Source organism: Pseudomonas sp. FW305-70 (assembly GCF_058783925.1).
In genome coordinates this window covers 15,395-41,162 of the sequence record NZ_JBYSYZ010000048.1, presented here as the reverse complement: position 1 = coordinate 41,162, position 25,768 = coordinate 15,395, and the positions used below count along the sequence as shown (strand labels likewise).

At 60.4% G+C, this 25,768-nt stretch carries 25 protein-coding genes; 12 read left to right on the top strand and 13 right to left on the bottom strand.

All coding sequences use genetic code 11. The features are described from left to right. Positions 1–62: 62 nt before the first annotated feature. The gene (locus AC3WN7_RS25270) at positions 63–1,082 is read right to left on the bottom strand and encodes a Glu/Leu/Phe/Val dehydrogenase family protein (RefSeq protein WP_007970336.1); all 1,020 of its coding nucleotides are present in this window, start codon (positions 1,080–1,082) and stop codon (positions 63–65) included. 183 nt (positions 1,083–1,265) lie between these two features. On the opposite strand from AC3WN7_RS25270, the gene AC3WN7_RS25265 reads away from it, so the two are divergent. Then, complete coding sequence (locus AC3WN7_RS25265; protein WP_102675418.1) at positions 1,266–2,069, top strand: SirB1 family protein; 804 nt, start codon at positions 1,266–1,268, stop codon at positions 2,067–2,069. 123 nt (positions 2,070–2,192) lie between these two features. On the opposite strand, the gene maiA is transcribed toward AC3WN7_RS25265, so the two are convergent. Genes maiA through hmgA form a run of 3 tightly spaced genes read right to left on the bottom strand, consistent with a single transcriptional unit; the run spans position 2,193 to position 5,453 of the window. Beyond that, positions 2,193–2,828, bottom strand: a complete 636-nt coding sequence (maiA, locus tag AC3WN7_RS25260; RefSeq protein ID WP_102675417.1) for a maleylacetoacetate isomerase — start codon at positions 2,826–2,828, stop codon at positions 2,193–2,195. Between the two features lie 12 nt (positions 2,829–2,840). Next, a complete protein-coding gene (gene fahA, locus AC3WN7_RS25255) occupies positions 2,841–4,145 on the bottom strand; it encodes a fumarylacetoacetase (RefSeq protein WP_015093535.1) in 1,305 nt (434 codons plus the stop codon). Positions 4,146–4,148: 3 nt separating this feature from the next. Beyond that, entirely contained in the window at positions 4,149–5,453 is a 1,305-nt protein-coding gene (gene hmgA / locus AC3WN7_RS25250) for a homogentisate 1,2-dioxygenase (RefSeq protein WP_102675416.1), read from the bottom strand. A gap of 163 nt (positions 5,454–5,616) precedes the next feature. Between hmgA and AC3WN7_RS25245 the strand changes: the two genes are divergently transcribed. Then, positions 5,617–6,414, top strand: a complete 798-nt coding sequence (locus AC3WN7_RS25245) for an IclR family transcriptional regulator (RefSeq protein WP_102675415.1) — start codon at positions 5,617–5,619, stop codon at positions 6,412–6,414. A gap of 71 nt (positions 6,415–6,485) precedes the next feature. On the opposite strand, the gene AC3WN7_RS25240 is transcribed toward AC3WN7_RS25245, so the two are convergent. From AC3WN7_RS25240 to AC3WN7_RS25230, 3 genes are all read right to left on the bottom strand, one after another. Next, entirely contained in the window at positions 6,486–9,032 is a 2,547-nt protein-coding gene (locus tag AC3WN7_RS25240) for a LuxR C-terminal-related transcriptional regulator (protein WP_102675414.1), read from the bottom strand. A 141-nt stretch (positions 9,033–9,173) separates the two neighbouring features. Continuing rightward, positions 9,174–10,541 carry a DUF1329 domain-containing protein gene (locus AC3WN7_RS25235; protein WP_102675413.1) on the bottom strand — a complete coding sequence of 456 codons (1,368 nt, stop codon included), beginning with the start codon at positions 10,539–10,541 and terminating at the stop codon, positions 9,174–9,176. Between the two features lie 23 nt (positions 10,542–10,564). Beyond that, positions 10,565–12,358: a DUF1302 domain-containing protein gene (locus AC3WN7_RS25230; protein WP_102675412.1), complete on the bottom strand. Its 1,794-nt coding sequence runs from the start codon at positions 12,356–12,358 to the stop codon at positions 10,565–10,567. Between the two features lie 772 nt (positions 12,359–13,130). On the opposite strand from AC3WN7_RS25230, the gene AC3WN7_RS25225 reads away from it, so the two are divergent. Beyond that, positions 13,131–13,901, top strand: a complete 771-nt coding sequence (locus AC3WN7_RS25225) for an N-acetylmuramoyl-L-alanine amidase (RefSeq protein WP_095965860.1) — start codon at positions 13,131–13,133, stop codon at positions 13,899–13,901. 74 nt (positions 13,902–13,975) lie between these two features. Here AC3WN7_RS25225 and AC3WN7_RS25220 read toward each other — a convergent pair whose 3' ends face one another. The 4 genes from AC3WN7_RS25220 to AC3WN7_RS25205 all read right to left on the bottom strand — a co-directional run bounded on the left by AC3WN7_RS25220 (position 13,976) and on the right by AC3WN7_RS25205 (position 17,533). Further along, a complete protein-coding gene (locus AC3WN7_RS25220) occupies positions 13,976–14,887 on the bottom strand; it encodes an SDR family oxidoreductase (protein WP_095965861.1) in 912 nt (303 codons plus the stop codon). 279 nt (positions 14,888–15,166) lie between these two features. After that, positions 15,167–16,069, bottom strand: coding sequence for an alpha/beta fold hydrolase (locus tag AC3WN7_RS25215; RefSeq protein WP_102675411.1), 903 nt, complete (start codon positions 16,067–16,069; stop codon positions 15,167–15,169). Beyond that, positions 16,069–16,851 carry a class II aldolase/adducin family protein gene (locus AC3WN7_RS25210; RefSeq protein WP_095965863.1) on the bottom strand — a complete coding sequence of 261 codons (783 nt, stop codon included), beginning with the start codon at positions 16,849–16,851 and terminating at the stop codon, positions 16,069–16,071. The genes AC3WN7_RS25215 and AC3WN7_RS25210 overlap by 1 nt, the downstream gene beginning before the upstream one ends. Before the next feature lie 226 nt (positions 16,852–17,077). Then, positions 17,078–17,533 (bottom strand): flavodoxin, encoded by a 456-nt coding sequence (locus tag AC3WN7_RS25205; RefSeq protein WP_095965864.1) that lies wholly within the window; start codon positions 17,531–17,533, stop codon positions 17,078–17,080. A gap of 102 nt (positions 17,534–17,635) precedes the next feature. On the opposite strand from AC3WN7_RS25205, the gene AC3WN7_RS25200 reads away from it, so the two are divergent. Both AC3WN7_RS25200 and AC3WN7_RS25195 read left to right on the top strand, forming a co-directional pair. Next, entirely contained in the window at positions 17,636–18,112 is a 477-nt protein-coding gene (locus AC3WN7_RS25200) for a PAS domain-containing protein (protein WP_095965865.1), read from the top strand. A 54-nt stretch (positions 18,113–18,166) separates the two neighbouring features. Further along, positions 18,167–18,772, top strand: a complete 606-nt coding sequence (locus AC3WN7_RS25195) for a hypothetical protein (RefSeq protein WP_095965866.1) — start codon at positions 18,167–18,169, stop codon at positions 18,770–18,772. A 3-nt stretch (positions 18,773–18,775) separates the two neighbouring features. On the opposite strand, the gene AC3WN7_RS25190 is transcribed toward AC3WN7_RS25195, so the two are convergent. Beyond that, positions 18,776–19,735: a MerR family transcriptional regulator gene (locus AC3WN7_RS25190; RefSeq protein WP_095965867.1), complete on the bottom strand. Its 960-nt coding sequence runs from the start codon at positions 19,733–19,735 to the stop codon at positions 18,776–18,778. Between the two features lie 223 nt (positions 19,736–19,958). On the opposite strand from AC3WN7_RS25190, the gene AC3WN7_RS25185 reads away from it, so the two are divergent. The 7 genes from AC3WN7_RS25185 to AC3WN7_RS25155 all read left to right on the top strand — a co-directional run bounded on the left by AC3WN7_RS25185 (position 19,959) and on the right by AC3WN7_RS25155 (position 24,606). Then, positions 19,959–20,528, top strand: coding sequence for an antibiotic biosynthesis monooxygenase (locus AC3WN7_RS25185; RefSeq protein ID WP_102675410.1), 570 nt, complete (start codon positions 19,959–19,961; stop codon positions 20,526–20,528). A gap of 188 nt (positions 20,529–20,716) precedes the next feature. Beyond that, the gene (gene folM / locus AC3WN7_RS25180; RefSeq protein WP_102675409.1) at positions 20,717–21,427 is read left to right on the top strand and encodes a dihydromonapterin reductase; all 711 of its coding nucleotides are present in this window, start codon (positions 20,717–20,719) and stop codon (positions 21,425–21,427) included. Between the two features lie 20 nt (positions 21,428–21,447). Beyond that, the gene (gene folE / locus AC3WN7_RS25175; RefSeq protein WP_095965870.1) at positions 21,448–22,008 is read left to right on the top strand and encodes a GTP cyclohydrolase I FolE; all 561 of its coding nucleotides are present in this window, start codon (positions 21,448–21,450) and stop codon (positions 22,006–22,008) included. Positions 22,009–22,010: 2 nt separating this feature from the next. Next, positions 22,011–22,382 carry a dihydroneopterin triphosphate 2'-epimerase gene (gene folX, locus AC3WN7_RS25170; RefSeq protein WP_007970304.1) on the top strand — a complete coding sequence of 124 codons (372 nt, stop codon included), beginning with the start codon at positions 22,011–22,013 and terminating at the stop codon, positions 22,380–22,382. A gap of 97 nt (positions 22,383–22,479) precedes the next feature. After that, positions 22,480–22,776 (top strand): DUF1244 domain-containing protein, encoded by a 297-nt coding sequence (locus tag AC3WN7_RS25165; protein WP_008023232.1) that lies wholly within the window; start codon positions 22,480–22,482, stop codon positions 22,774–22,776. Continuing rightward, positions 22,769–23,107 (top strand): HopJ type III effector protein, encoded by a 339-nt coding sequence (locus AC3WN7_RS25160; RefSeq protein WP_095965871.1) that lies wholly within the window; start codon positions 22,769–22,771, stop codon positions 23,105–23,107. Before AC3WN7_RS25165 ends, AC3WN7_RS25160 begins: the two co-directional genes overlap by 8 nt. Before the next feature lie 248 nt (positions 23,108–23,355). Beyond that, positions 23,356–24,606: a 2-aminoadipate transaminase gene (locus AC3WN7_RS25155; protein ID WP_095965872.1), complete on the top strand. Its 1,251-nt coding sequence runs from the start codon at positions 23,356–23,358 to the stop codon at positions 24,604–24,606. A 173-nt stretch (positions 24,607–24,779) separates the two neighbouring features. Here AC3WN7_RS25155 and trxB read toward each other — a convergent pair whose 3' ends face one another. Next, a complete protein-coding gene (gene trxB, locus AC3WN7_RS25150; protein ID WP_095965873.1) occupies positions 24,780–25,736 on the bottom strand; it encodes a thioredoxin-disulfide reductase in 957 nt (318 codons plus the stop codon). Positions 25,737–25,768 lie beyond the last annotated feature (32 nt).

The window sequence follows — 25,768 nt, the reverse complement described above, 5'->3', positions numbered from 1 at the left end:
CTCCTACACGGGATAACGTTCAACTTGTAGGAGCTGCCGAAGGCTGCGATCTTTTGATCTTATTATCGATACAGCACCTTTTCCGCCAACTCGTCCGCCACCCGGGCCGGCGAACGTTTTTCCGCCTGGGCGTGGGCAAACACCTCGGTCAGGCGCGAGCTGATTTTCGACAGGTGTGCGGTGATGGTCGACAGTTCTTCACCACGGTGCTTGAGCGACACATAGATCAACCCGCCAGCGTTGATCACGTAATCCGGTGCGTACAGGATACCGCGACGTTCCAGTTGATCGGCGACATCCAGATGCGTCAGCTGATTGTTCGCCGAGCCGGCCACTGCCGAGCAGCGCAGTTGCGTCACGCTGTGGCTGTTCAGCACCCCGCCCAAACCGCATGGCGCAAGAATATCGCAAGGCGTGCTGAGCAGTGCGTCGTTGGCGATGGGGTGAGCCCCGAGTTGCTCCATCGCCAGTTGCACCTTGCCGTGATCGATATCGCTGACCAGCAGTTCGGCACCGGCGGCATGTAACTGTTCTGCCAGGGCATAACCGACGTTGCCCAAGCCCTGAATGGCGACGCGCAGACCTTCGAGGTTATCGCTGCCCAGTCGCGCCATCGCAGTGGCGCGAATGCCGGTGAATACGCCCATCGCCGCGTGCGGCGCGGGGTCACCCGCCGAGGTGGTGCTGGTGACGTGTTGGGTCTGTTGGGCGATGCAATCCATGTCCGCCACTGAGGTGCCGCTGTCGATGGCTGTGATGTAGCGCCCGTCCAGCTGATTGATACAGCGCCCGAAGGCTTCGAACAGCGCGGCGCGGTTGGCCACATGAACGGGGCGAATGATCACCGCGACGCCGCCGCCCTGGGCCAGGCCGGCCAGTGCCGCCTTGTAACTCATGCCTTGGGCGAGGCGCACCGCATCCTCGACCGCAGATTCGTCGCTGGGATAGGCAAGATAACGACAACCACCCAGGGCAGGCCCCAGTCGGCTGTTATGAATGGCAATGACCGCCTTTAACCCGGTGACCGGGTCAACGCTCAGATGCAGCGATTCAAGGCGAGTACTTTGCATGAGAGCGAACATCGTCAGGCTCCCGAATCACTTCTTGTAGACGCCAGTATAGGCTTGCGCCCGAAAATTGCAGAAGCGCACCGGAATAAGCACGGCTGCGATGCAGGCTTTCGGAAATAACCGGAATTCGCTCTTGCGCAGCACTGGACGAATGCCGGAGAGGGGACTAAAACGAGGCATTGCCCGGAGATTTTGATGACCCCGCGCCAATCGTTCTTCGCCTGCCTGCAACGTTCACCGCCCGCGCTGTTCGAGGCCGCGCTATGGATTGCGGTCGAGCATGACGGTGAAGTAAAGCCCCAGGCGGTACTGGCCGACTTCCAGGAATTGCAGCAACGGGTCAGCGGTGGCTTGCCGATGCTGCCGGTCAGTGAACTGGCGCAACCGCTATTGCGGCGCATGAACGACCTGGGCTTCGCCCAGGACGACTTCACACCCTTGCGCCCGCAAGTGGCACTGATAGACAAAGTGCTGGAGCGCCGACGAGGGCAACCCTTGACGCTGGGGTTGATTGCGCTGGAGTTGGCCAGGGGCCTGGAGATCCCCATGGTCGGGGTCAACTTTCCCGGGCATTTCCTGCTGCGGGTGCCGGGCTCCGATCATTTGCTCGATCCCTGCGGCGGCCGTCGCCTTTATCCGAACGATTGCCGAGAGTTGTTGCACCGCCAGTATGGCCCGGACATGAAGCTCAGCGCCGACCATCTGGTCACCGCCGAGCCAGTGCAGATGCTGCAACGGCTGTCGCGCAACCTGCGCCAGTTGTACCTCTCCCACGACGACTTCATCAATGCCCTGATCGACGCCGGGCGCGTCCTGGAACTGGGCAATGCCAGTACCGCCGACTATCTGGCCCGGGCCAGCCTGTACCAACGGCTGGACTGCCCGAACGCCGAGCGTTTTGATCTGGAGCACGCACTGCTGCTCAGCGACGATCCCATCCAGCGGATTCGCCTCACGGACCGGCTGGGGCATCTACCGCCGAATGCCATCGTCCATTAATCACAGTCCCCTCCTGTGGGAGCGGGCTTGCTCGCGAAGAGGGCGTGTCAGCCAACAATAATGTGGCTGACACACCGCTTTCGCGAGCAAGTCGGACCGCCGCACCGCCGCTCCCACATTGGGTCATGGCGTATCTGGCTGATTCGCCGGATGCGCCTGGATGAACGCCGGGTGCGTCGCCGCCAATGCCGCCACTCGCCGGATGCGTGGATAAGCCTCAAGAGAAACATTGAAACGCTCGGCCGCGTACAGCTGCGGAATCAAGTAGACGTCCGCCAGCCCCGGCTCGAGGCCGAAGCAGTAACCGTCATCACCGATCAACTGCTCTACCGTGGCCAGTCCCTGGCCGACCCAGTGGCCGATCCACTCCACCACCTGCGGTTCGTCGTGACCCGACTGGCGCAGCCGGTTGAGCACGCTGACGTTGTGCAGCGGGTGCACATCGCAGCCGATCACTGCCGCCACGCCACGCTCATGTGCGCGGGTGGCGAGGTCCCTGGACAGCAGCGGCACCTGTGGATAACGTTCCTCCAGGTATTCGATGATCGCGGGAGACTGGATCAGCAACTCGCCTTCATCGGTACGCAAGGCCGGCACCCGGCCTTGCGGATTGATACCCAGATAAGGCGGCTGCCGATGCTCGCCGCCCTGGGGTGCGATCAGGTTGACGGGCAGGGATTGATAATCCAGGCCCTTGAGCGCCAACGCGATACGCACCCGGTACGACGACGTCGAACGGTAGTAGGTATAGAGTTCCATGCCCCGCTCCTCTCAGCGCGCCGGCAGCACTTTGCCGCGGCACTCACCGAAACCGATGGACGCGAAACCGTCGCGGCGGCAACGGCCGCGCAGGATGATTTCGTCACCGTCCTCAAGGAACTTGCGCACCTCGCCCGAGGCCAGTTCGATCGGCTTTTTACCGCCTTCGGTGATTTCCAGCAGGCTGCCGAACTGACCGTTCTCCGGCCCCGACAAGGTGCCCGAACCGAACAGATCACCAGCCTGCAATTGGCAGCCATTGACGCTGTGATGCGCGACCATTTGCGCCACGGTCCAGTACATGTGCTGTGTGTTGCTCAAGGTCAGGCGATGGGCCGGCAGGTTCTGCTCGCGCATGGCCTCGGTGAGCAGCAGCACTTCCAGTTCGATGTCGAACCCGCCAGCGGCTTGATCACGCTTGTCCAGCAGGTACGGCAGCGGCTGCGGATCGCCTTGCGGACGCGCAGGCTGGGCACGACGGAACGGCTCCAGCGCTTCGGCGGTGACGACCCACGGCGAGATGCTGGTGATGAAGCTTTTCGACAGGAACGGCCCCAACGGCTGGTATTCCCAAGCCTGGATGTCCCGTGCCGACCAGTCGTTGAGCAGACAGAAACCGGCGATGTGATCGGCGGCGTCGCCGATGGCAATCGAGTCGCCCATGTCGTTGCCCTGGCCGATCCAGATGCCCAGCTCCAGTTCGTAGTCCAGGCGCGCACAAGGGCCGAACGTCGGTTCGCTCTGACCGGCCGGCAACGTCTGGCCTTTCGGACGACGGACGTCGGTACCGGACGGGCGAATGGTCGACGCACGACCGTGGTAGCCGATTGGCACGTACTTGTAGTTCGGCAGCAACGGGTTGTCGGGACGAAACAATTTGCCGACGTTCTGCGCGTGCTCGATGCCGACGTAGAAGTCGGTGTAATCATTGATTTTTGCCGGCAGGTGCATCTCGCAATCCGCCGCCAGCGGCAGCAGTTTTGCGCCCTGGGCTTCGATCTTGCCGTGCAGGGTGCTGCCCTCGGCGAACAGTTCCAGCAAACGCTCGCGCAACGCGACGCGAGCCTCACGCCCCAGTTCGAAGAAGGCATTCAACTGACCGCCAAGGGTCGCTTCGACCGCGGCTTTCGCAGCGCCATCGAACAACCCGGCCTCAAGGGCCGCTTGCAAGTCAAAGATGTGTTCGCCGATGGCCACGCCACTGCGCGGTGCCGAGCCGTTGAGGCTGAACACGCCCAGCGGCAGGTTTTGCAGGGGGAAATCCGCATGGCCGTTAGCGGATGCAACCCAGCTGCGAGTGATGGAAGTCTGCGTCATGGGTTATCTCCGGGTCGGGTCGAAAGTGGCGGGCAGCGTAGCCCAGCAGGCATCGTAAGTGTTTTGCAGTTGCGGGCAATCGAGGGCGAAACGGCTCGGACGCAACACCTGGCTGGTCTCGAACATGAATGCCATGGTGTTGTCGATTTTCGCCGGTTTGAGGTCAGCGTTGATCGCTTTGGTGCACGTCTCTCCGTCGGGACCATGGGCGCTCATGCAGCTGTGCAGCGAAGCACCGCCGGGCACAAAGCCTTCGGCCTTGGCATCGTATTCGCCCTGGATCAACCCCATGAATTCGTTCATCAGGTTCCGGTGGAACCACGGCGGACGGAAGGTTTTCTCGGCCACCATCCAGCGCGGAGGGAAGATCACGAAATCGAGGTTGGCCAGGCCATGAACGCTGGTCGGCGAGGTCAGGACGGTGAAGATCGACGGATCGGGGTGATCGAAACTGACGGTGCCGATGGTGTTGAAACGGCGCAGGTCATATTTGTATGGCACGTTGTTACCGTGCCAGGCAACCACGTTGAGCGGCGAATGATTGAGCTCGCACGCCCACAGCTGGCCGAGGAATTTCTGCACCAGCGTGGTGGGTTGTTGCAGGTTCTCGTAGGCCGCCACCGGGGTCAGGAAGTCCCGCGGATTGGCCAGGCCATTGCTGCCAATCGGCCCCAGGTCCGGCAGACGCAACGGTGCGCCATGGTTTTCGGCGACATAACCACGGGACTGTGGGTCGAGCAGTTCGATGCGGAATTTAAGGCCGCGTGGCAGCACGGCAATTTCCAGCGGTTCCAGCTCAAGCACGCCCAGTTCGGTGGCAATGCGCAGGCGCCCCAGTTCAGGCACCAGCAACATCTCGCCGTCGGCGTTGAAGAACACGCGCTCCATGGAACGGTTCGCGCGGTAGTTGTAGATGCTGATACCGGCCGGCTTTTCCGCGCCCGAGTTGGCGGCCATGCTCACCAGGCCGTCGATGAAGTCGGTCGGCTCGGCGGGAATGTCCAGCGGGTTCCAGCGCAGGCGGTTGGGGGTCACCTCACCCAGCGGGCCGCCGGCCAGTTGCCGGTCAAGCTTGACGAATGCCGGGTGATTGGCCGACGGCTGAATGCGGTACATCCACGTCCGCCGCCCCTCGCTGCGCGGCATGGTGAACGCCGTGCCGGAGAACAGCTCGGTGTAGAGACCGTACGGGGCTTTTTGCGGGGAGTTCTGGCCGACAGGCAGTGCGCCGGGCAAGGCTTCACTGCTGAATTCGTTGCCAAAGCCTGACAGGTAGGCCAGCGCTGGCATCGTTGAATCGGGGTTCATGGAGCCTCCTGAACAGGGAGTCGGCAGTGGCCGCTCACTCTGTTGCAGAGGTCGAGGCACGCCTGGGTTATTTTTATCGTAATTTGATTACGCATAACGTAATTTGATTGGTATTGACCGTCAAGCTATAAAGACGCCCATTCGTCCCGGGATCCCAGCCACCATGGAAAAAACCAGCGACAACAACGGTAAACAGAAAGTCCGCTCGGCCGAGGTGGGCACTGACATCCTCAAGGCACTGGCCGAGTTGTCGCCTTCGACCTCGCTGTCGCGCTTGGCCGAGCACGTGCAGATGCCAGCGAGCAAGGTCCACCGCTATTTACAGGCGCTGATTGCCAGCGGATTTGCCGAACAGAACGCAGCGACCAACCATTACGGCCTGGGCCGTGAAGCCTTGCGCGTGGGGTTGGCAGCACTCAACAGTATGGACGTGCTGAAAGTCGCCGCCCTGCCCCTGGCCGAGCTGCGTGATGACTTGAACGAAACCTGCTTTCTGGCGGTATGGGGCAATCAGGGCGCGACCGTGGTGCACATCGAGCCAGCAGTGCGTGCGGTGACGGTGGTGACACAACTGGGCTCGGTGCTGCCGCTGCTCAGCTCTTCGACGGGACTGGTATTTGGCGCCTACCTGCCGAAGCGCGAGACCGAGGATTTGCGCGCGCAGGAATTGCAGGCCCACGCAGCCCATGTGCTGGCAGACGATCAGGCCTACGCGGCCCAGTGCGAACGAATCCGCGCACGCGGTTTGCACCATGTACATGGCTTGCTGCTGCCAGGGGTGGATGCCTTGTCGGCACCGGTGTTCAACGCGATGGGCAGAGTGGTTGCCGTGCTGACAGTGGTGGGGCCGACATCCTTGTTCCATGCCGATGAAAACGGACCGGCGGCGCAGCGCCTGTTATCCGCCAGCCGTGCGGTCAGCTGGCGCATGGGGCATGAACCCGCCGCATCCGCGACCTGACTGGCACAGCTGTGCCAACCAGGCAGAGTTGGCGCATGCCTTTAATTCATTTCAAAACCAAAAACCAACACTTACCAAACCTGCATTATCAATCCCAGCTTCTTCGCCATGGCAACTGCCTGTGTGCGTCGCTCCACACCCAACTTGCTGTGAATGCGCCGGGCATGGGTTTTCACCGTATGCAACGAAATGAACAGTTGTTCGGCGATTTGCTGATTGGAGTTGCCTTGGGCGATCAGGTCCAGTACTTCAAGCTCTCGCCCGCTCAGCAAACTGACATCGGTGTCTCTATCGACCACTGGCGCCGCGCCCTGTAGACGACAGATCAGACTCGGCTGGCGCAAATTCAAATCACGCAATGCCTGCTGCCCATGACAACGCTTCACCAAGGCCAGGCCGGCCTCCAGTGCGGCATGAGCCATGTCCGGCTCGCCCGTCAGGTCCGCCACTTCGCAGATTGCCAATTGCAACTCCGTTTCCAGCGCCAGCATGGCCTGTTGTTGCGCCTGCTTGAGTAACGCCTTGAGACGATCCAATGGACTTTGCGCCAATTGAAGTTGAGTCTCGGCCAACACCAACTGGTATTCGATACGCGCAATCAGTTGCAGCGTGGCGGGTGGTGCCTGGCGTGCATGGGCCCCGCGATAATGACGCAAGACTCGGGTCAGCGCTTCCCGGACCAACTCCGGGCGCCCTTGTTGCAGCCAGAAATGACTGCTGATTTGCAGCAGTACGCTGCGATAAACCGTGTCGGGGATCTGCCGTTGCTGCATCAACCGTTCGGCTTCGCGCAGACGATCAAACGCATGGGCATAATCGCGCTGGTTGGCAGCCATCTGCGCTTGCCCGAGAAAGCCATACAGCGCGTGCTTGTCCTGGCTTTGCAGGCAGTCCTGCAGGCCGGACTGGAAGAAACCGGCGGCCAGTTCATCTTGTCCCTGACAGAGGGCCAACCGTCCTCGGCGCAGGGCAATTCGCCCCAATAGCGGCGTCGGTCGATCAGCCTCTCGAGACAACAGCGCAACCGTATCAGCCAACAAGCTCTCGGCGCGTCGGGGCGCTCCGCGCATCTCCAGCAACTGCGCGTGATCGAGTTCAAGCAGCCCTTCGAACAATAGCGAGCCTTGGGCGCGCGCCAGGCACAGTGCCTCGCGATTGAACGTCTGCGCCACATCGAGTTCGGCGTTGAGCAACGCTTGCTGGGTCAGCCCTGACAGGCACAACACTCGCGCCGGCCAGGCATCGACGCTCAACTCGGCCAGCGCTTCGAGAAAGTGTCCGCGAGCCGCCTCCATACGGCCTTGCAAATGCAGCAGCCAGCCTTTTTGCGCCTGCCAGCGTGCCAACAGTTGCCGTTGCAGCGCCTGCGTAGGCTGCGGGGTAAATCGTGCCAGTTGCTCGATGCACGCGGCGGCAGGATCGAAACGTCCGGCAAACAACAACGCCGCGCTGACCAGCCCGACCAATTGCGGCGTAACAAGGGTCAGCTCAGCCTGTTGACGCTCGTGGAGTTTCAACAACAGGCAGACATTTTCGCGCCGGAACAAATGTTCGAGGCTGAAGTGCTGCAACAGACTGACCGCCACTTCGAACTCCTGCGCCAACAGCGCCTGCTCAAACGCACCTTGCCAGTCCTCTTCGGCGCTGAACCATTGGCACGCGCGGCGATGCCAGGATCGCCCGGCCGGGGTCGGCTCTTCCGCCATTGCCCGGGCCAGTGGCTCGAAGATCCGCAACCACTCGACGGAGTCTTCCCAAGGCTCAATGAAGCAGCCCATGTCCTGCAACGCGTGCAGCCACTGCGCGCCCTCACCCGTACCGAAAAGATGCTCGCACAGGCTGGCGTTGAAGCGTGGCAGATGAACCAACACCTGCCAGACCTCAACCAACTCCGGTGGCAAGGTGTTGAACAACTCGTGCTGCAGATAATCGAGCAACGTTGCCGAACGCCCCTGCTCAACCGACCACGGGCAACCATTGAGCAACGCAATCCGCACACCGGCGCACCAACCACCGCTGCGCTCAACCACCCTCTTGGCGGTCTGGGCCGCCAGGGTCGGCTCGACATGACCGAGTAACTGCCCGACCTCGACCTCGGTAAACGCCAGCGCCCGACCTTCGCACTCGTACAACTCATCATCGAGCAGCAGCCGCGGCCAGTTGCAGGAGGGTCGACGACGGGAGCCCAGCCACCAGGTCAGCGCCGGGCTGGCGACGGCCAACAGGCGATCGAGCATCCGGTCGAGTTCCGGGTTGGGTGCACGGCAGTAATCATCCAGAAACAGCCAGGTCGGGGTCTGTAATCGGGCCAGATGCGCCAGCAGTCCGGGCTCATCCGCCGAGGGCAGATCCAGCGCTTGCGTCAGTCGCAATAGAAAATCGGCAGCACTCAACGACTCCCCCGCCAGCGGCAGCCAACAGACCCGACAGTGCTTCGGCGCCCGCAGCAGGCATTCGCTGAGCAACGCGCTCTTGCCACTGCCGGGCGGTGCGCAAAGCAACTTCACCCTCGCGGTCGACACCAGCATGGGCTCGATCAGCCGCTCGCGGGACAGATGATGAGACGACAGTCGGGGCACAAGGCCTGAGCGGTCCAGACAGTGCGTCATTGCAGTCATTGTGATGCGCCTTTTTTATAATTCTGGCGCCACCCTAGACCTCTCCCGAGCGCTTGTTGAAGAAGTATTCAACACACTGATCGTCCCCTATAAAAAAGGTGACCGCAAAGTCACCCTTTTGTGTAGGAGCCTGTAGGAAACCTACCTGACCCCCGTGCTACGCAAGGCTGCTGGTGTGTAGTCCCCCGCTTTTGCATCGATGTTGAATTCGAAGCTGCGCTTTTCTTCGTTCTTCATTCCCAGTGCGATATAGCGACCGGCAATCAGGTCATACAGCGCTTCGACGGTATAGGCCGGCACCTGGTGATCGTAGTAGAACTGGGCATGCCCTTCGGCGACGCGCCAGAGCTGTCCACGCCCGTCGTAATGGTCGGCCAGCGCCACTTGCCAGCTGTCTTCGTCGATGTACATGTGGCGCTTGGCGTACACGTGCCGCTCGTTCGGCTTGACCGTGGCGACGACTTCCCAGACCCGGTGCAACTCATAGCGGGTCAGGTCCTGGTTGATGTGCCCGGCCTTGATCACATCGGTGTACTTGAGGTCTGGCGAGTCGAGCTTGTAGCTGTTGTAGGGGATGTACATTTCCTTCTTGCCAATCAGCTTCCAGTCGTAGCGATCCGGCGCGCCGGAAAACATGTCGAAGTTGTCGGTGGTGCGCAGGCCATCGGATGAGGTGCCGACACCGTCATAGGCGACCTGTGGCGCACGCCGTACCCGACGCTGGCCGGCGTTGTAGATCCAGGCCTTGCGCGGTTCCTTGACCTGATCGAGCGTCTCGTGAACCAGCAGCACGTTGCCCGCCAGCCGCGCCGGTGCGGTCACCTCCTGCTTGAAGTAGTTGAGCACGTTATCGTCGCTGCCCGGTTTCAGATCGCTGAGCAACGACGGTACGGCAACTTCGTCCTTGAAGCGGATCACCGTGAAGTCACCATTGGATTGCGGCGTCGCCTGGGTGATGGTGCGACGCAGATTGCCGCCGTGGTAACGGGTGACGTGGTTCCAGATCACTTCCACGCCATTCTTCGGAATCGGGAACGCGTAGTAGCGATTGCCGGTGAAGTTGGCCAGACCGTTACCGTCGTTGATCGGCGTTACGTTCAGTGCACTGCGCTTGGCCGACTCATAGATTTCTGCCGGTAACGCCACGGTGCGGTGGCTGGGATAGACCGGGATCTTGTAAGTCTCGGGGTAGCGCTTGAACATCGCTATCTGGCCGTCGGAAAGCTTGTCCTTGTACTGGTCGACGGTCGCTGCGGTGATCACGAACAATGGCTTTTCGTTGGCGAACGGGTCGGCCAGGAAACCTTTGCTGTCCACCGCGCCAGCGTTTTTCGGGATGCCACCGGTCCAGGCCGGAATCGAACCATCGGCATTGCCGGCCTTCTCGGCTCCGAGCGGTGTAAGGCTGGTGCCGAGCTTGCTGGCTTCCTCTGGCGACACCGCGGCCATCACGTTGGCGGCCAGCAACCCGAGGGTCAGCACGCCCAATTGCAACATCATCTTGCGCATCGAAATCATCCTTATCAGCCGGGTCAGAAGTTCACACCAAAGCTCAACGCCACGAAGTCACGGTCGGTGAGGACGTTGTAGTCCCCGCCGAAAAAATCGGTGTAACTGAGGCTTGCGGTATAGGTGTTGCGATAGTCCGCATCGACACCGAGGCTGATGGCCTTGGCGCCTTCGTTGAACAGGCCGTTGGGGCCATAGCCGGAGACGTCGTGGGACCACGAGAGATTGGGCCTGACGTTGATCCCGGCGATGAGGTTGTTGTAGTCGAGGATGGCCCGAGCGCGATAACCCCATGAAGTCGAGGTCACGAAGCCGTCGGTATCGCCGCCGAAACCATACTGGCCATACACCGAGTCGCGGCCGTAGCGCAACTTCGTACGTGCTTCCAGGCCACCGACCCGAACCACCGCCGCCTCACCCACCAGCGTCAGGCGATCGGCACCGGCGACCTGATCGATGAAGTGCGTCAGGGTGCTCTGGATCTGCGTCACCTCCTTGCGGCGGTAACCTGTGTTGTCAGCCCCCGGTGACGTGGCGATGGGCGACGCCGCACCGCCTGCAATCGGATTGAGCATGGCCAGGGTCAGGTCATTGGTGTTGACCTGCACCGGGAGGTTGGGGCGGTAGCTGATCTCCCCGCTCCACGCAGTGCCGGTCGATAAGGTGGTGGCGAAGCTGGCGCCGTAGAGGCGGATGTCCTCCGGGTATTCGAGGTAATACTGGCCGCGACCGAGCATCACACTCTGGGCCAGGCCTGAACCGCTGCCGGGGGCGATTCGGTTGGCGGCGGCGACGATTCCCGGAAGGCTTGCCAGCGTGCTGAGCCCGGCGGTGGTGGTCCCGACGTTGGGGCTGCGGCTGTGATAATTCATGAAGTACAGGCCGTACTCAGTGTCGTCCCCCAGCCAGCGCAACGCCGTACCCCACTGTCCGGAATCCCGGGCATCACGGTCGCCGCCACGGGGAACGATCACGCCCTCTTTGCTGACCTCGAAGCCCTGGCCAAAGGCAGCCGCAATCGGCTGCAAGGGTGCAATGGCCGGGCTGGCGACGGTGTAGCCCTTGTTGCAGCCATCGGCCACCACATCGACACCAAAGAAGGTGCCGCAGTTATCGACGACCGTCTGATCCCATTCCAGTTGATAGAAGCCTTCCACGGTCAACTTCTCCGTCAGGCCCTGGGAGGCGAACAGCATGTTGACCGGGATCAGGCCCTCCTTGATCTCGGCTCCAGGACGACGGAACGCGGACACGTCGACCGGGTTGATACTGTTGATCGAGTTGCCGATGAAGGTGCTCTCCCCCCAACTGACCACCTGCTTGCCGGCACGCACCGTGCCCGGCAAATCGGCGAGGGAGTAGTTGTGATAGACGAATGCGTCGAGGATTTGTCCGCCTGAAGACTTGGCGCCTTCTTTGCGATTGTGATCGCTGATGTCCTTGAATGGGCGGCTTTCATCCTTCAGCTCGAAGTCGTACCAGTACTTGCCACGCACAAACGCGCCGGTGTCGCCGTACTTCAGTTCGAGGTCGTGAATACCCTTGGAGATCTTCGAGAAGGTTTCACCTTTCTTGAAGTTCAGGCGCCCGTCGTCACCGGTCGAAGACTGACCGGAACCGCCATTGACAGTGCCTACCAGAGCATCATCCGCATCACGCATGCCCCAACTCGCGCCGACCGACAATGAGGAGTCGAACGTCCCCTCGATTTCCCCGATGCCGAACGAAATGGCCTGAGCCTGGGCACAGCAGCCCAATGCGACCGCGGCCGCCAGCGCCTGCGGTGTGAAGATGGCGCGCATTGTTGTTTTTGTCATGCGTCTTCCCCGGTGAGTGACAGAAGGCGTCACCCTACTGCCGGGCATCGGGATCGATAAGCGCACCAAGGAGGTATTCGTGGTGTACCTCTAAAGGATGACTGGCACAGGGTCATCACCCGGACGTCGAGCAGCCGAATCCTGACTGTTGCCGGGGCTGCAACAGTGCATGTCGGGAATTGGTATTTTTCCTACAGCAACGAGGGCTTATTCTTACCTGGCTGCCACGGAGCCTGCGCCGTGACTGAAAGATTTCAGATGAATCGAGGATTCGGTTCATCACTCCGTGTTCACTGACGTTGATTTGTAGCTCCTGATCCAACGTCTTACTTTGGCCGCTGCGTTTGCAGCGGCCTTTTTTATGGGCCTCATTTTCAGCGCGGGCACGGTCCCCAGCAGGAGCTGGCTTGTCGGGTCGCCGCATCGCAGCGATGGTCGTTAACGATAACGCGTGTGAACCGGATACACGCGGCGCACTGGAGTCCATCGCCAGCAAGCTGGCTCCTACAGGTATTGCGTGAAAAACGACGCGGACGCGGTCCCTTGTGGGAGCTGGCTTGCCAGCGATGGTCGTTAACGATAACGCGTGTGAACCGGATAAACGCGGCGCACTGGAGTCCATCGCCAGCAAGCTGGCTCCTACATTTCTTTCAGAAAGCAACTACAAGCATAGGTAAACATCTATCGCACTCGGGCCATTAAGTTGACCAGCAAGTCGGCGAACAACCTTGATCTTCGTCCGACTGCAAACTTACTTATTGCGAGTGCAACCATGAAGCCCATCGACTACAACAAGTATCGCTCAGCCAGAAGCTTCAACAGCCGAATACGCTTTCTGATTCTTCATTACACCGCCGCTAACTTCTCAAATTCTGTCAGTGCCCTGACCGGCCCGAATGTCAGCGCGCACTATCTGGTTCCGGATATCACCGACCCCAGCTACCTGAAAGCCGGTTATACCGGGCAGGAAGTGTTCAACCTGGTGGATGAAACCCATCGCGCTTGGCATGCGGGCGTCAGTCAGTGGGGTAACCGTAGCAATCTAAATGACACGTCAATCGGCATTGAGGTGGTCAACCTGGCGACTGACAACAAAGGCCAATTCACCTTCCCGCCGTATCACCCCGAGCAGATTGCCGCGATTGAACTACTGGCGCTGAACATCCTCAAGCGCAACCCGGATATCACGCCAACGCAGGTGTTGGGCCACTCCGATATTTCAATCGGCCGCAAGAGCGACCCGGGGCCAATGTTTCCCTGGCAGGCGCTGTACCTGAAAGGCGTCGGCGCCTGGTTCGATGAAGCCACTCGGGACCAGTATCTGAGCCAATACACCACATCGGGTGTTCCAGGCCGAAGCGAATTGCTGGGGCTGTTCAAGTCCTATGGATACGATGTTTCGGGCGCCTCGTCGGAAGGTGGTTTTCAACAGTTGGTACGGGCATTCCAGATGCATTTTCGCCCGGAAAAATTTGACGGGAAAATGGATGCGCAGACAGCCGCCAATCTGAAGGCACTGGTATTCAAATACTTTTCCGGCTGATCGATGGCAAACAATTTTCCAACCGACAGATGCAGCCACCGGCAAGGTCAGTCAATGTGACCTTGCCGGCAATGTCAGAGCGAATACTTCTGCAAATTCCCCATCATTTCCTTCAGCGCTTCGATGTTGTCCTTCGGATGCGCCGCACCTTCGAAGTCGCAAATCTGCTGCCAGTGCGCCGCCACGTCTTCCGGTGAGAAGCCGGCCCGTGGATCGAACCCGACACCGAGGCTGCGTTCCCAGCGGACCTTGCCCATCCAGCCACCGCCGACCTCGAACAAACCGGAGGTTTCCTGGCAGTTCTCGCTGGCCAGGTACACCACCAACGGGCTGACCAGTTCCGGCTTGAGCTGTTCGAAGACTTGCGGCGGGATCAGGCCTTCGGTCATGCGTGTGCCGCCGGTGGGGGCGATGGCGTTGACCAGGATATTGTTCTTGCGGCCTTCGATGGCCAGGGTGCGGGTCAGGCCGTAGAGACCGAGCTTGGCCATGCCGTAGTTGGACTGGCCGAAATTGCCATAGATACCCGAGGTCGACGCGGTGAAAATCACCCGGCCGTAGTTCTGCTCGCGCATATGTGGCCAGGCGGCACGGGTGACTTTGTAGGCACCTTCGACGTGGACGCGGTAAACCAGATCCCAGTCGGCGTCTTCCATTTTGTGGAAGGTCTTGTCACGCAGGATCCCGGCGTTGTTGACCACCACGTCGACGCGACCGAAGACGTCCAGGGCGTGCTGGACCAGTTTGTCACCGTCAGTGACCGAATCGTGGTTGGCCTCGGCGATGCCGCCGGCCTCGCGAATGTCCGCTACCACGCGGGCGGCGGCCGAGGCGCTGGCGCCTTCGCCCTGGGTCGAGCCGCCCAGGTCGTTGACCAGAACCCTGGCGCCCTGTTTGGCGAACAGCAGCGCATGCGCCCGTCCCAGGCCGCCACCGGCACCGGTAATGATCACGACTTTATCTTCGAAGCGCACAGGCTCATTCATGGGGGGACTCCAGCAGGCCAAGGGACGATGAGTCCGAGTGTCCGGCACGGCGCAGCGGGTCACAATCAATACGGGGGAGGCTGAATGGTGCGCGATAAGGCTGGGGGATGATGATCGCGTCAACAGGTTGCGCGGCCCTTGTGGCGAGGGAGCTTGCTCCCGTCGGGTCGCGAAGCGGCCCTGAGGCATTCAATCCGGGACACAGGTTTTACGACTGCTTCGCAGCCGAACGGGGGCAAGCCCCCTCGCCACAGAAGCAGAGCAGGTTCACGCTGCGAATCAGGAGCAGGCGACTTTGCGCGGAGGGGAAAGCAGTTGATCGCGAAACGCCAGGTAGTGCCTGAGGACCTCGCAAGGTGCCTCGATCTGCGGGTAGTGACCGATGTCGGGCAACACCACGGTGTCCGCATCCGGGATCAGTTCCCGGTAACGCTCGACCATATGCACACCGGAGATCGGATCGACCCCGCCATCGATCACTCGCAGCGGCACTTCACCGCGCTGCATCGCGCTCACCCACCGGTTGCGCCAGACGCGTCGCTCCGGGATGTAGGCGATCAACTTGTGCATGATCCTTGGCCCACGCTGGCTTTCGACCAGGCTCCAGAAGTCATCCATCTGGCTTTCACTGGGACGGGTTTGCGGGCCGAAAATCTGCCGAAAGCTTCTCACCAGGCCATCACGGCTGAAGGCGCGGCCAATCATCCAGCCCAAAGGGCTGAGCAAGAGCTTTTGCATCAATACCGGGCGGTGGGTTTCCGGAAACAACCCGCCGTTGAGAAACACACAACTGGCCAGCTCCACCCGCGACTCGTAATGCCGGGCCAGCAGTTCCTGGGCCACGCTATCGCCATAGTCGTGGGCGAACAGGTGCACCGGCTGCTCGACATTCAGGTGCTCAAGCAGTGCCTGTTGCAGATCCGCTTGCTCCAGCAGGCTGTATTCGTGGTTCGCCGGTTTGGCCGAATCGCCGAAGCCCAGCATGTCGCAAGCGATCACGCGAAAGCGCTGGGTCAATGGCTGCCACAGGTAATGCCAGTCCCAGCTGGCGGACGGAAAACCGTGAATCAGCAACAGCGGCTCACCCTGACCCGCCGTCCAGTAACGGATGCTGTGGCCACGGAACACGAACGTCTGGCTGCGTTTGCGCCAGACACACAGAGGAATCTCGGCAAGTGCCATTAGAGTTTATAACCCGGGTCCAGTTTATCGAGCTTGCGCAGCAGCGCCGGCCACGCCAGCGCTCCGCCCATTCCTTGAGCACTTCTGGTGACACCCGCGATCATGGCTTTGGCGCCGGCCAGGATCTGCGGTTCGATGGCAATCAGTTCAGCCGCACCGTTTTGTGCCATGACCTGAATGTCGCAGGCACGCTGAAAGGTAAACATCATCAGGAACGTATCGGCGATGGTGCTGCCGCAGGTCAGCAGACCGTGGTTATGCAGCATCAGGAAATTGTTTTCACCGAGGTCGGCCTGCAGCCGCACCTTCTCTTCATGGTTGAGCGCCACACCTTCGTAGGCGTGGTAGGCCAGGCTGGAAAGCACGAACAACGATTGTTGGCTGATCGGCAGTACGCCCTGCTTCTGTGCCGAGACCGCCACCCCTGAAGCCGTGTGGGTGTGCAGCACACAAACCACATCGTGACGCACTTCATGCACGGCGCTGTGGATGGTGTAACCCGCCGGATTGATCTCGTAAGGACTGTCCATCAGCTTGTTGCCGGCCTGATCCACCTTGACCAGGCTCGACGCGGTCATTTCGTGAAACATCAGCCCGAACGGGTTGATCAGGAAATCTTCGGTGCCGGGCACCTTGGCGGAGATGTGGGTAAAGATCAGGTCATCCCAACCATGTTGGGCAACCAGGCGATAACAGGCGGCCAGGTCGACGCGGGTCTGCCACTCGGCAGCACTGACCTGGTCTTTGACACTGTGTGGCGATTGGATGGGAGCGACAGTCACGGCAAGAAGCCTCGGTGTTTTTATTATGGAGTGTTTCCTATGTTCACCGAGTCTAGTCAGCCCTTGGGGTTCGTGTAGTTGCATTGGCAGCCAGCTTGGTGACCCTACGAGTCAGTCGCCCTGCCACCCATGGATCCCTGTCAAACGACCGGCGCCCGCGATGGTCTGACAGGCAGTTTTTTACCGTACTGGCAGAACCCTGACTGGCATGGATATCGGAGTAACGTCAGGTGCGCAGTGCGCTGATCAGGTCCGCCAGCCAGGGCTCGGCGTCCGTCTCTGGGGTCACGCTCTCGCTGGCATCCAGGCGCAGCATCGGCAGCACTTCGCGAATGCCCAGTTCACCGAACAATTCGCGCATCAGCTCGCCGCCGCCACAAAAAGTATCGCCATAACTCGCATCGCCCAATCCGATCACCGCCCCCGGCAAACCGCGCCAGGCAGCTGGCAATTGGTCACGAATGGTCGAATACAGTGGTTGCAGATTGTCCGGCAGCTCACCCATGCCGGTGGTCGAGGTCACCGCCAGAAAGGCTTCTGGGCCAAACGCCTGGACGTCGGCGAGGGTCGCACGCGGGTTATGCCAGGTTTCGAAACCGGCGGCTTTCAACAGGCTGGCGGCGTGGCGGGCAACTTCTTCGGCCGTGCCGTACACCGAGCCGGAAATGATGGCGACTTTCATCAATCTGATCCTGAATCCGAGTAAAAGACCCGGATATTAACACCACAGTCGTGATTATTCTTTTAGAATGCAATTGACAATCAATCAGGAAAGGATACTCCGATGATTAATGCTCAACTGCTGCAAATGGTGATCAATGCCTCCAACGACGGCATCGTGATTGCCGAAAAGGAAGGCGATCAGGACAAAATCCTCATTTACGTCAACCCCGCGTTCGAACGCCTGACGGGGTACTCCAGCGAAGAGATCCTCTATCAGGATTGTCGCTTCCTGCAGTCGGGGGACCGCGACCAGGAAGCCCTGCCATTGATTCGCGACGCCTTGAACCGAGAAGGTTCCTGCCGGGAAATACTGCGCAACTACCGCAAGGACGGCACACCGTTCTGGAATGAGCTGTCCCTTTCAACGGTGAAAAATCCGGCGGACGGGCAAACCTACTTTGTCGGTGTGCAGAAAGACGTCACCGTGCAGGTCAAGGCGCAACAGCGCGTGGCACAACTGGAGGGACGGGTGGCTGAACTCCAGGCTGAGCTTGCTGCGCTCAAGGCGACGAACGGCGCAAACGAAACTCAGAATTAATGGTCAGTAATTACAATCACCAATGACTTTGTAATTATATCTTTCGAGCTGGCCATGCAACGTGACGCACTCCTGACCCAGGATGAGCTGGATTTCATCCAGACCATGCAACACAACCCGCAACTCAATGTGCGGGATGCGACGTCGAGCCTGCTCGTCAACGGTGGATCGCAAATCCGTGACCTGCTCACCCGCCTGGCGGCCCATGAGCAGGTCACCATTCAAGCCAGCTTCGAAAACCAGCAAATAACCTTCCCCCTGCACCTGGTGGAAGACGAGTTTCATGCGATGCATTTGCGTCTCGGCGTGCCGAGCATCTATGAAGACGGGCCCATGGTCCGGCCTTGGCGTCTGGTACTGGACGAGCCGGTAGCGCTGGAAAACGCCCAGGGTCAACCCGGCACCCTGTGGGTACACGAAGTGTCGTGCAAAGGGGTTTTGCTGGAGGTTCGCAACAAGACCAAGCCACCGAAGCATTTCGCCTTGTGGTTCAGCCCCTCAGGCTATGAGCGGATTGCCGTGCGCGGCACCTTCGAGAAAGAAAACGAACAGGGCTTCTACGCCTATCAACTGAACCAGAGCGATACGGACGAAACCGAGCGTCTGCGTCAGTTCATCCTGCAACAGCATCGTTTGACTCATCCAACGCTGCATCTCTGAACTTTAAGTATCCAGATTTCCCGCCAGGAACTGCTTCAGACGCTGGCTCATGACCTTCCCTTCATTGCCCAGGCAACCGATCGATGACCCGGCCAGGCTGTCCTGCGCCAGGTCAGAGGCATCACCGGCCAACAACAATCGACACTCCAGGCCCATGGCCAGGCGATTCAAGCGACGCGGCAACTCGGCATTCGGTACATGATTGGAAAACAGCACCAGTGCCACGGGCTTGATCCTTTCACACATCAGCGCCAGCTCCTCGAATGGCTGACCTATGTTCAATACGCGAATGGTTGATGGCCCGGAACTCAGGAACAGGGCGGCGACCAACAGCTCCAGCTCCCGACAGTGACCATCCAGGGCACAGATGACCACGTGATGCGGTTGCTTCTCGCGCGTCAACAGCAAGCGCTGCACGACCCGGGAACGTAGAAAACCATCCAGGAACAGCCACTCGCTGGTTACGCCGAACTGGTCCTGGCGTTGCAACAACTGCTTCCAGACGGGGATCAGAATGTCCTGAAACACCACCGGCAGGGCGTAACTGGAAAAGATTTGCCCGTAGACCTGCTCCAGCTGAAGGTCGTCAAACCCGTTGACCGCCGCAAGAACCTGCTGCTGCCACTGCGCGTAATCGGCTTCCACGAGGCTGTTGGGGATGATGTGCGACAATGCCTGGTGTTGCTCGGTCCTGGCCAGGATCTTGCCGATCCTGCTGACCGCAACACCGCGTTCGATCCAGCCGAGGATGCTGCGAACGCGCTCAATATCGGACAGCGAATACAGTCGATGCCCGCTATCGGTGCGTGTTGGAACAATCAGGCCATAACGTCGCTCCCAGGCGCGAAGCGTGACCGGGTTGACACCTGTCAGTCGCGCCACCTCGCGAATGGGGAACAGCTCTTCCTGTTCAAGAGCGACGGCCTGCGTGGATCTTGAAGCAATGTCTGTATGTATCGGCATCCTGTTGAAACATCCCTGTATCGTCCGTCCGATATTCTAACGCCCCCGCCCCGTAAAGTTTCCGTAAAAAATCGATACTGCGAAGGAGCGTGTAAACGTCACAGACGCCACGGGCAGAATCAGGAATAATCCTTGCTTGTTTCAAGTCGCAGCCCACCACCCCGGCACTGCGCCTGGCGAAGCCCCTATCCGGAGCGACGCAAATGTCTTATGGAGATACACAATGTCTACCCCACCCGTCACGCTGATGGTTGCGCGCCGCGTTGCCAATGGACGTTATCAGGACCTGATCGCCTGGCTGCGCGAAGGCGAACAACTGGCCACCGATTTTCCCGGCTACCTCGGCTCCGGTGTGCTCGCTCCGCCACCCGAGGACGACGAATTCCAGATCATCTTCCGCTTCGCCGACGAGCAGACCTTGCACGCCTGGGAACATTCCGTCTCTCGCAGCGCCTGGCTCGGACGCGGCAGCGACCTGTTCGCCCACCCGACAGAACACCGGGTCAGCGGCATCGAAGGCTGGTTTGGCGTCGCCGGCCAACGCCCGCCGCGCTGGAAACAGGCCGTGGCGATCTGGCTGGCGTTCTTTCCGGTCTCGCTGCTGTTCAACTTTGTGCTGGGGCCGCTGCTGGGCGAGATGGCGCTACTGCCCCGCGTGCTCGTCAGCACCCTGTGCCTGACGCCGTTGATGGTTTATTTCTTCATCCCTTTGTCCACTCGACTGCTTGCCACCTGGCTGAACAGTGCCTCTACGCGGCCCTTGCCCGCACAACCCACTACCCAAAACCACTGACAACCCTTGTGGGAGCGGCGGTGCGGCGATCCGACTTGCTCGCGAAGACGGTATGTCAGTCAACATTTGTTCCGGCTGACACAACGCTTTCGCGAGCAAGCCCGCTCCCACACAGACCCGTTTTGCATAATAGGTAGAGCGCTGCCGTCGCTGGTATAGTTTTACTCTCACCGCGACGCGAGCCGTTCATGACTTCTTCCGTAGCCCCTATCCTGATTACCGGCGCCGGCCAGCGTGTCGGCCTGCACTGCGCCCGGCGATTGCTGGAAGACGGCCATCGCGTGATTTTCAGTTACCGCAGCGAGCGGCCCGGCGTACAAACCCTGCGCGACCTGGGGGCCACCGCCGTGTTCGCGGACTTCGCCAGCGAGGCCGGGATCCTCGCCTTCATCAGTGAACTGAAAACCCACACCGACTGTTTGCGGGCGATTGTCCACAACGCCTCCGAATGGCTGGCCGAAACACCGGACACTGACGCCGCCGCATTCACCCGCATGTTCAGCGTGCACATGCTGGCGCCCTACCTGATCAACCTGCATTGCGCCGATCTGCTGCAACGCTCAAGCCCCGCAGACATTGTGCACATCAGCGATGACGTGACCCGCAAGGGCAGCAGCAAACACATCGGCTATTGCGCCAGCAAAGCCGGACTCGACAGCCTGACCCTGTCCTTCGCCGCCAGGTACGCGCCGGACATCAAGGTCAACGGGATTGCGCCGGCCCTGCTACTGTTCAACCCTGAAGACGACGCGGCCTACCGCGCCAAGGCACTGGCCAAGTCCGCGCTGGGCATCGAGCCTGGCTGCGAAGTGATCTACCAGAGCCTGCGCTATCTGCTCGACAACCCTTATGTCACCGGCACCACCCTGACCGTCAACGGCGGAAGGCACATCAAGTAAGTGTCCCGCGAGGATTTTCCATGACGTTATCCCTGCCCCAGAATTATCGACAGATCCTCATCGGACTCGGTGAAAATCCAGACCGCGAAGGCCTGCTCGACACCCCGGTGCGCGCAGCCAAAGCCATGCAGTACCTTTGCCATGGCTACGAACAAAGTGTCGAAGAGATCGTCAATGGCGCGCTGTTCGCCTCCGACAACGATGAAATGGTGATCGTCGACAACATCGAGCTGTATTCGCTTTGCGAACACCACATGCTGCCCTTCATCGGCAAGGCGCATGTGGCTTATATTCCAACCGGCAAGGTGCTGGGGCTGTCGAAGATTGCGCGGCTGGTGGACATGTTCGCCCGGCGCCTGCAAATCCAGGAAAACCTCACCCGGCAAATCGCCGACGCCGTGCAACAGGTGACCGGTGCGGCAGGCGTCGCAGTGGTCATCGAAGCGCAGCACATGTGCATGATGATGCGCGGCGTCGAGAAACAGAATTCGACCATGAACACCTCCGTGATGCTCGGCGCCTTCCGCGAGTCGAGTAACACCCGCCAGGAGTTCCTGCAATTGATTGGACGGAGCAAGTAGCAATGCCACAACTTCAGCCAGGCATGGCACGTATCCGGGTCAAAGACCTGTGCCTGCGTACCTTCATCGGCATCAATGAGGATGAAATCCTCAACAAGCAGGATGTACTGATCAACCTCACCATTCTGTACGCGGCCCAGGAAGCGGTACGTGACAACGACATCGATCACGCGCTGAACTACCGCACGATCACCAAGGCGATCATCGCCCACGTGGAAGGCAACCGCTTTGCGCTGCTCGAACGCCTGACCCAGGAAATTCTCGACCTGGTGATGGCCAACGCATCGGTGCTCTACGCCGAAGTCGAGGTCGACAAGCCCCACGCGCTGCGATTCGCCGAGTCGGTGTCGATAACGCTCGCGGCAAGCCGCTAAGCTTCAAGCTTGAAGCTTCAAGCGGTAAGCTAGAAGCCACCGCAATCCATCTTGCAGCTTGAAGCTTGTCGCTCAAAGCTGTCTCGCAGAGACCCCCATGACCGATCAACAACGCCTTGAACTCGAAGCCGCCGCCTTTCGTCGGCTGGTGGCCCACCTGGACAGCCGCAAGGATGTGCAGAACATCGACCTGATGAACCTCTCGGGCTTCTGCCGCAACTGCCTGTCCAAGTGGTACAAGGCGGCGGCGGACGAGCGCCAGATCGAGGTCAGCCTCGACGAAGCCCGCGAAGTGGTTTACGGCATGCCGTACGCCGAATGGAAAGCCCAATATCAGCAAGAAGCCAGCGCCGAACAACAGGCGGCGTTCGCCAAAGGAAAACCCAATGAGTGATTTGAACACCTTGCGCGCCAGCCTCAACAGCGGCGAACACGCCTTCGCCGACACCCTGGCGTTCATTGCTGGCGGTTACGACTACCAGCCTCAGGCCTTCAACAACGGTGGTGTGGAAAACGCGGCCGGGCAGAACGAAGGCTCGTGCAAGACCCTGGGGCTGGCGCTGCTCGAAGGCTTGAGCGATCAAGAAGCCCTGCTGGCTTTCGGCGAGCATTACCGCTCGGTGCTGGCAACGCCAGAAGGCAGCGACCACGGCAACATCCGGGCGCTGATTGCCCATGGCCTGGCGGGTGTGAAGTTCACCCAACAGCCGCTGACTCGCCGCTGATTTGATTTGTAGGAGCGAGCCCGCTCGCGATGGACTGAAGAACGCCACGGGGTGTCAGGCTCCCAGCGTCATCGTTCACCACCATCGCGAGCAAGCTCGCTCCTACAGGTTTTGCGTTCATGGCGCGGAATTGATCACAAGCACAACCCGACTTTTAAGATTGACCCGGCAACTTTATTTCGTTTGCCCCGTAGCACCGCTCACGGCTTAGATAAAAAGAAGTCCTCCTTCTTCCGAGCCGGTCATTCATGCGCAGCGAAACCATCAGCCAGTCGATCAACATCGTTCACCCTGTCACGCTCAGCCACGGTAAAAACGCCGAGGTCTGGGACACCGATGGCAAACGCTACATCGACTTTGTCGGTGGCATTGGCGTGTTGAACCTCGGCCATTGCCACCCGCGCATCGTCGAGGCCATTCGCGAACAAGCCACACGACTGACCCACTATGCGTTCAACGCGGCGCCCCATGTGCCTTACCTCGAACTGATGGATCGCCTCAGTGCGTTCATGCCGGTGGGTTATCCGGTCAGCGGCATGCTCACCAACAGCGGCGCGGAGGCGGCGGAAAACGCCCTGAAGATCGTCCGTGGCGCCACCGGCCGCAGCGCGGTCATCGCCTTCGACGGCGCATTCCACGGCCGCACACTGGCCACGCTCAACCTCAATGGCAAAGTGGCGCCCTACAAACAGAAAATCGGCGTGCTGCCGGGGCCGGTGTATCACCTGCCCTTTCCCGGCCCGGACAACGGCGTGACCTGCGCCGAAGCCCTCAAAGCCATGGAGCGCCTGTTCAGCGTCGAGATTGATGTCGAAGACGTCGCCTGCTTTATCGTCGAACCGGTGCAGGGCGAAGCGGGGTTCCTGGCCATGGATGTCGAGTTCGCCCAAGTGTTGCGCAAGTTCTGCGACGACAAGGGCATTGTGCTGATCGCCGATGAGATCCAGTCCGGTTTCGGCCGCACCGGCCAGCGCTTCGCGTTCTCACGGTTGAGCATCGAACCGGACTTGGTCCTGCTCGGCAAAAGCATCGCCGGCGGCGTGCCACTCGGGGCGGTGGTCGGGCGCAAATCGCTGCTGGATAACCTGCCCAAGGGTGGACTCGGTGGCACTTACTCGGGCAATCCCATCGCCTGCGCCGCCGCGCTGGCGACGCTGGATGAAATGACCGATGCCAACCTGCACGCCTGGGGCACACAACAGGAGGAAGCGATTGTCGGCCGCCATGAAACCTGGCGCGCGAACAGCCTGACGCCGTACCTGGGCCGACTTACCGGTGTCGGTGCGATGCGTGGTATCGAGCTGATCAACGCCGATGGCTCGCCCGCCCCGGCACAATTGACCCAACTGCTGACTTTGGCGCGGGATGCGGGCCTGCTGCTGATGCCCAGTGGCAAGTCGCGGCACATCATTCGCTTGCTGGCGCCGTTGACCATCGAGGCTGCGGTGCTGGAAGAAGGGCTGGATATTCTTGAAGCCTGTCTTGCAAAACTGACCTGAACACTATCCCTGTGGGAGCGGGCTTGCTCGCGAAAGCGGTGGATCAGCCAGCATCAATGTTGAATGACACACCGCCTTCGCGAGCAAGCCCGCTCCCACACCGGAGTGTTATCAAGCATTAAATCGTGGGCATAAAAAAACCGGCCGAGGCCGGTTTTTTTACCAAAACAGAATCAAGCGTTCTGCAGATTGTCGAGGTAACGCTCGGCATCCAGTGCCGCCATGCAACCGGCGCCAGCCGAGGTGATGGCCTGACGGTACACGTGGTCGGCCACGTCACCGGCGGCGAAGATGCCTTCGAGGCTGGTGGCGGTGGCGTTGCCGTCACGGCCGCCCTGCACAACCAGGTAACCGTCTTTCAACGTCAGCTGGCCTTCGAACAGCGAAGTGTTCGGGGTGTGGCCGATGGCGATGAACACGCCGTCGACTTTCACTTCGTCGAAGCTGCCGTCGTTATTCTTCAGGCGGGCACCGGTCACGCCCATGTTGTCGCCCAGCACTTCGTCCAGGGTCGCGTTCAGCTTCAGCTCGATCTTGCCTTCGGCAACACGGGCGTTCAGCTTGTCGATCAGGATCTTCTCGGCGCGGAAGGTTTCGCGACGGTGGATCAGGGTGACTTTGCTGGCGATGTTGGCCAGGTACAGGGCTTCTTCGACAGCGGTGTTGCCACCGCCGACCACAGCCACCGGCTTGTTGCGATAGAAGAAACCGTCGCAGGTCGCGCAGGCGGAGACGCCTTTGCCCATGAACGCTTCTTCGGACGGCAGGCCCAGGTAACGAGCACTGGCGCCGGTGGCGATGATCAGGGCGTCGCAGGTGTAGGTCGCACTGTCGCCAGTCAGGGTGTATGGCTTGGCAGCGAAGTCCACGGCATTGATGTGATCGAAAACGATCTCGGTTTCAAAGCGTTCGGCGTGCTCGCGCATCCGCTCCATCAGCGCCGGGCCGGTCAGGCCGTGGACGTCGCCCGGCCAGTTGTCGACTTCGGTGGTGGTGGTCAGTTGACCGCCGGCCTGCATGCCGGTGATCAGCAGTGGCTTGAGGTTGGCACGGGCGGCATAGACCGCAGCGCTGTAACCGGCAGGGCCGGAACCGAGAATAATCACTCGCGAATGACGGACTTCAGACATGACCTGCTCCTGTTGACCGGCCCGGAACACCT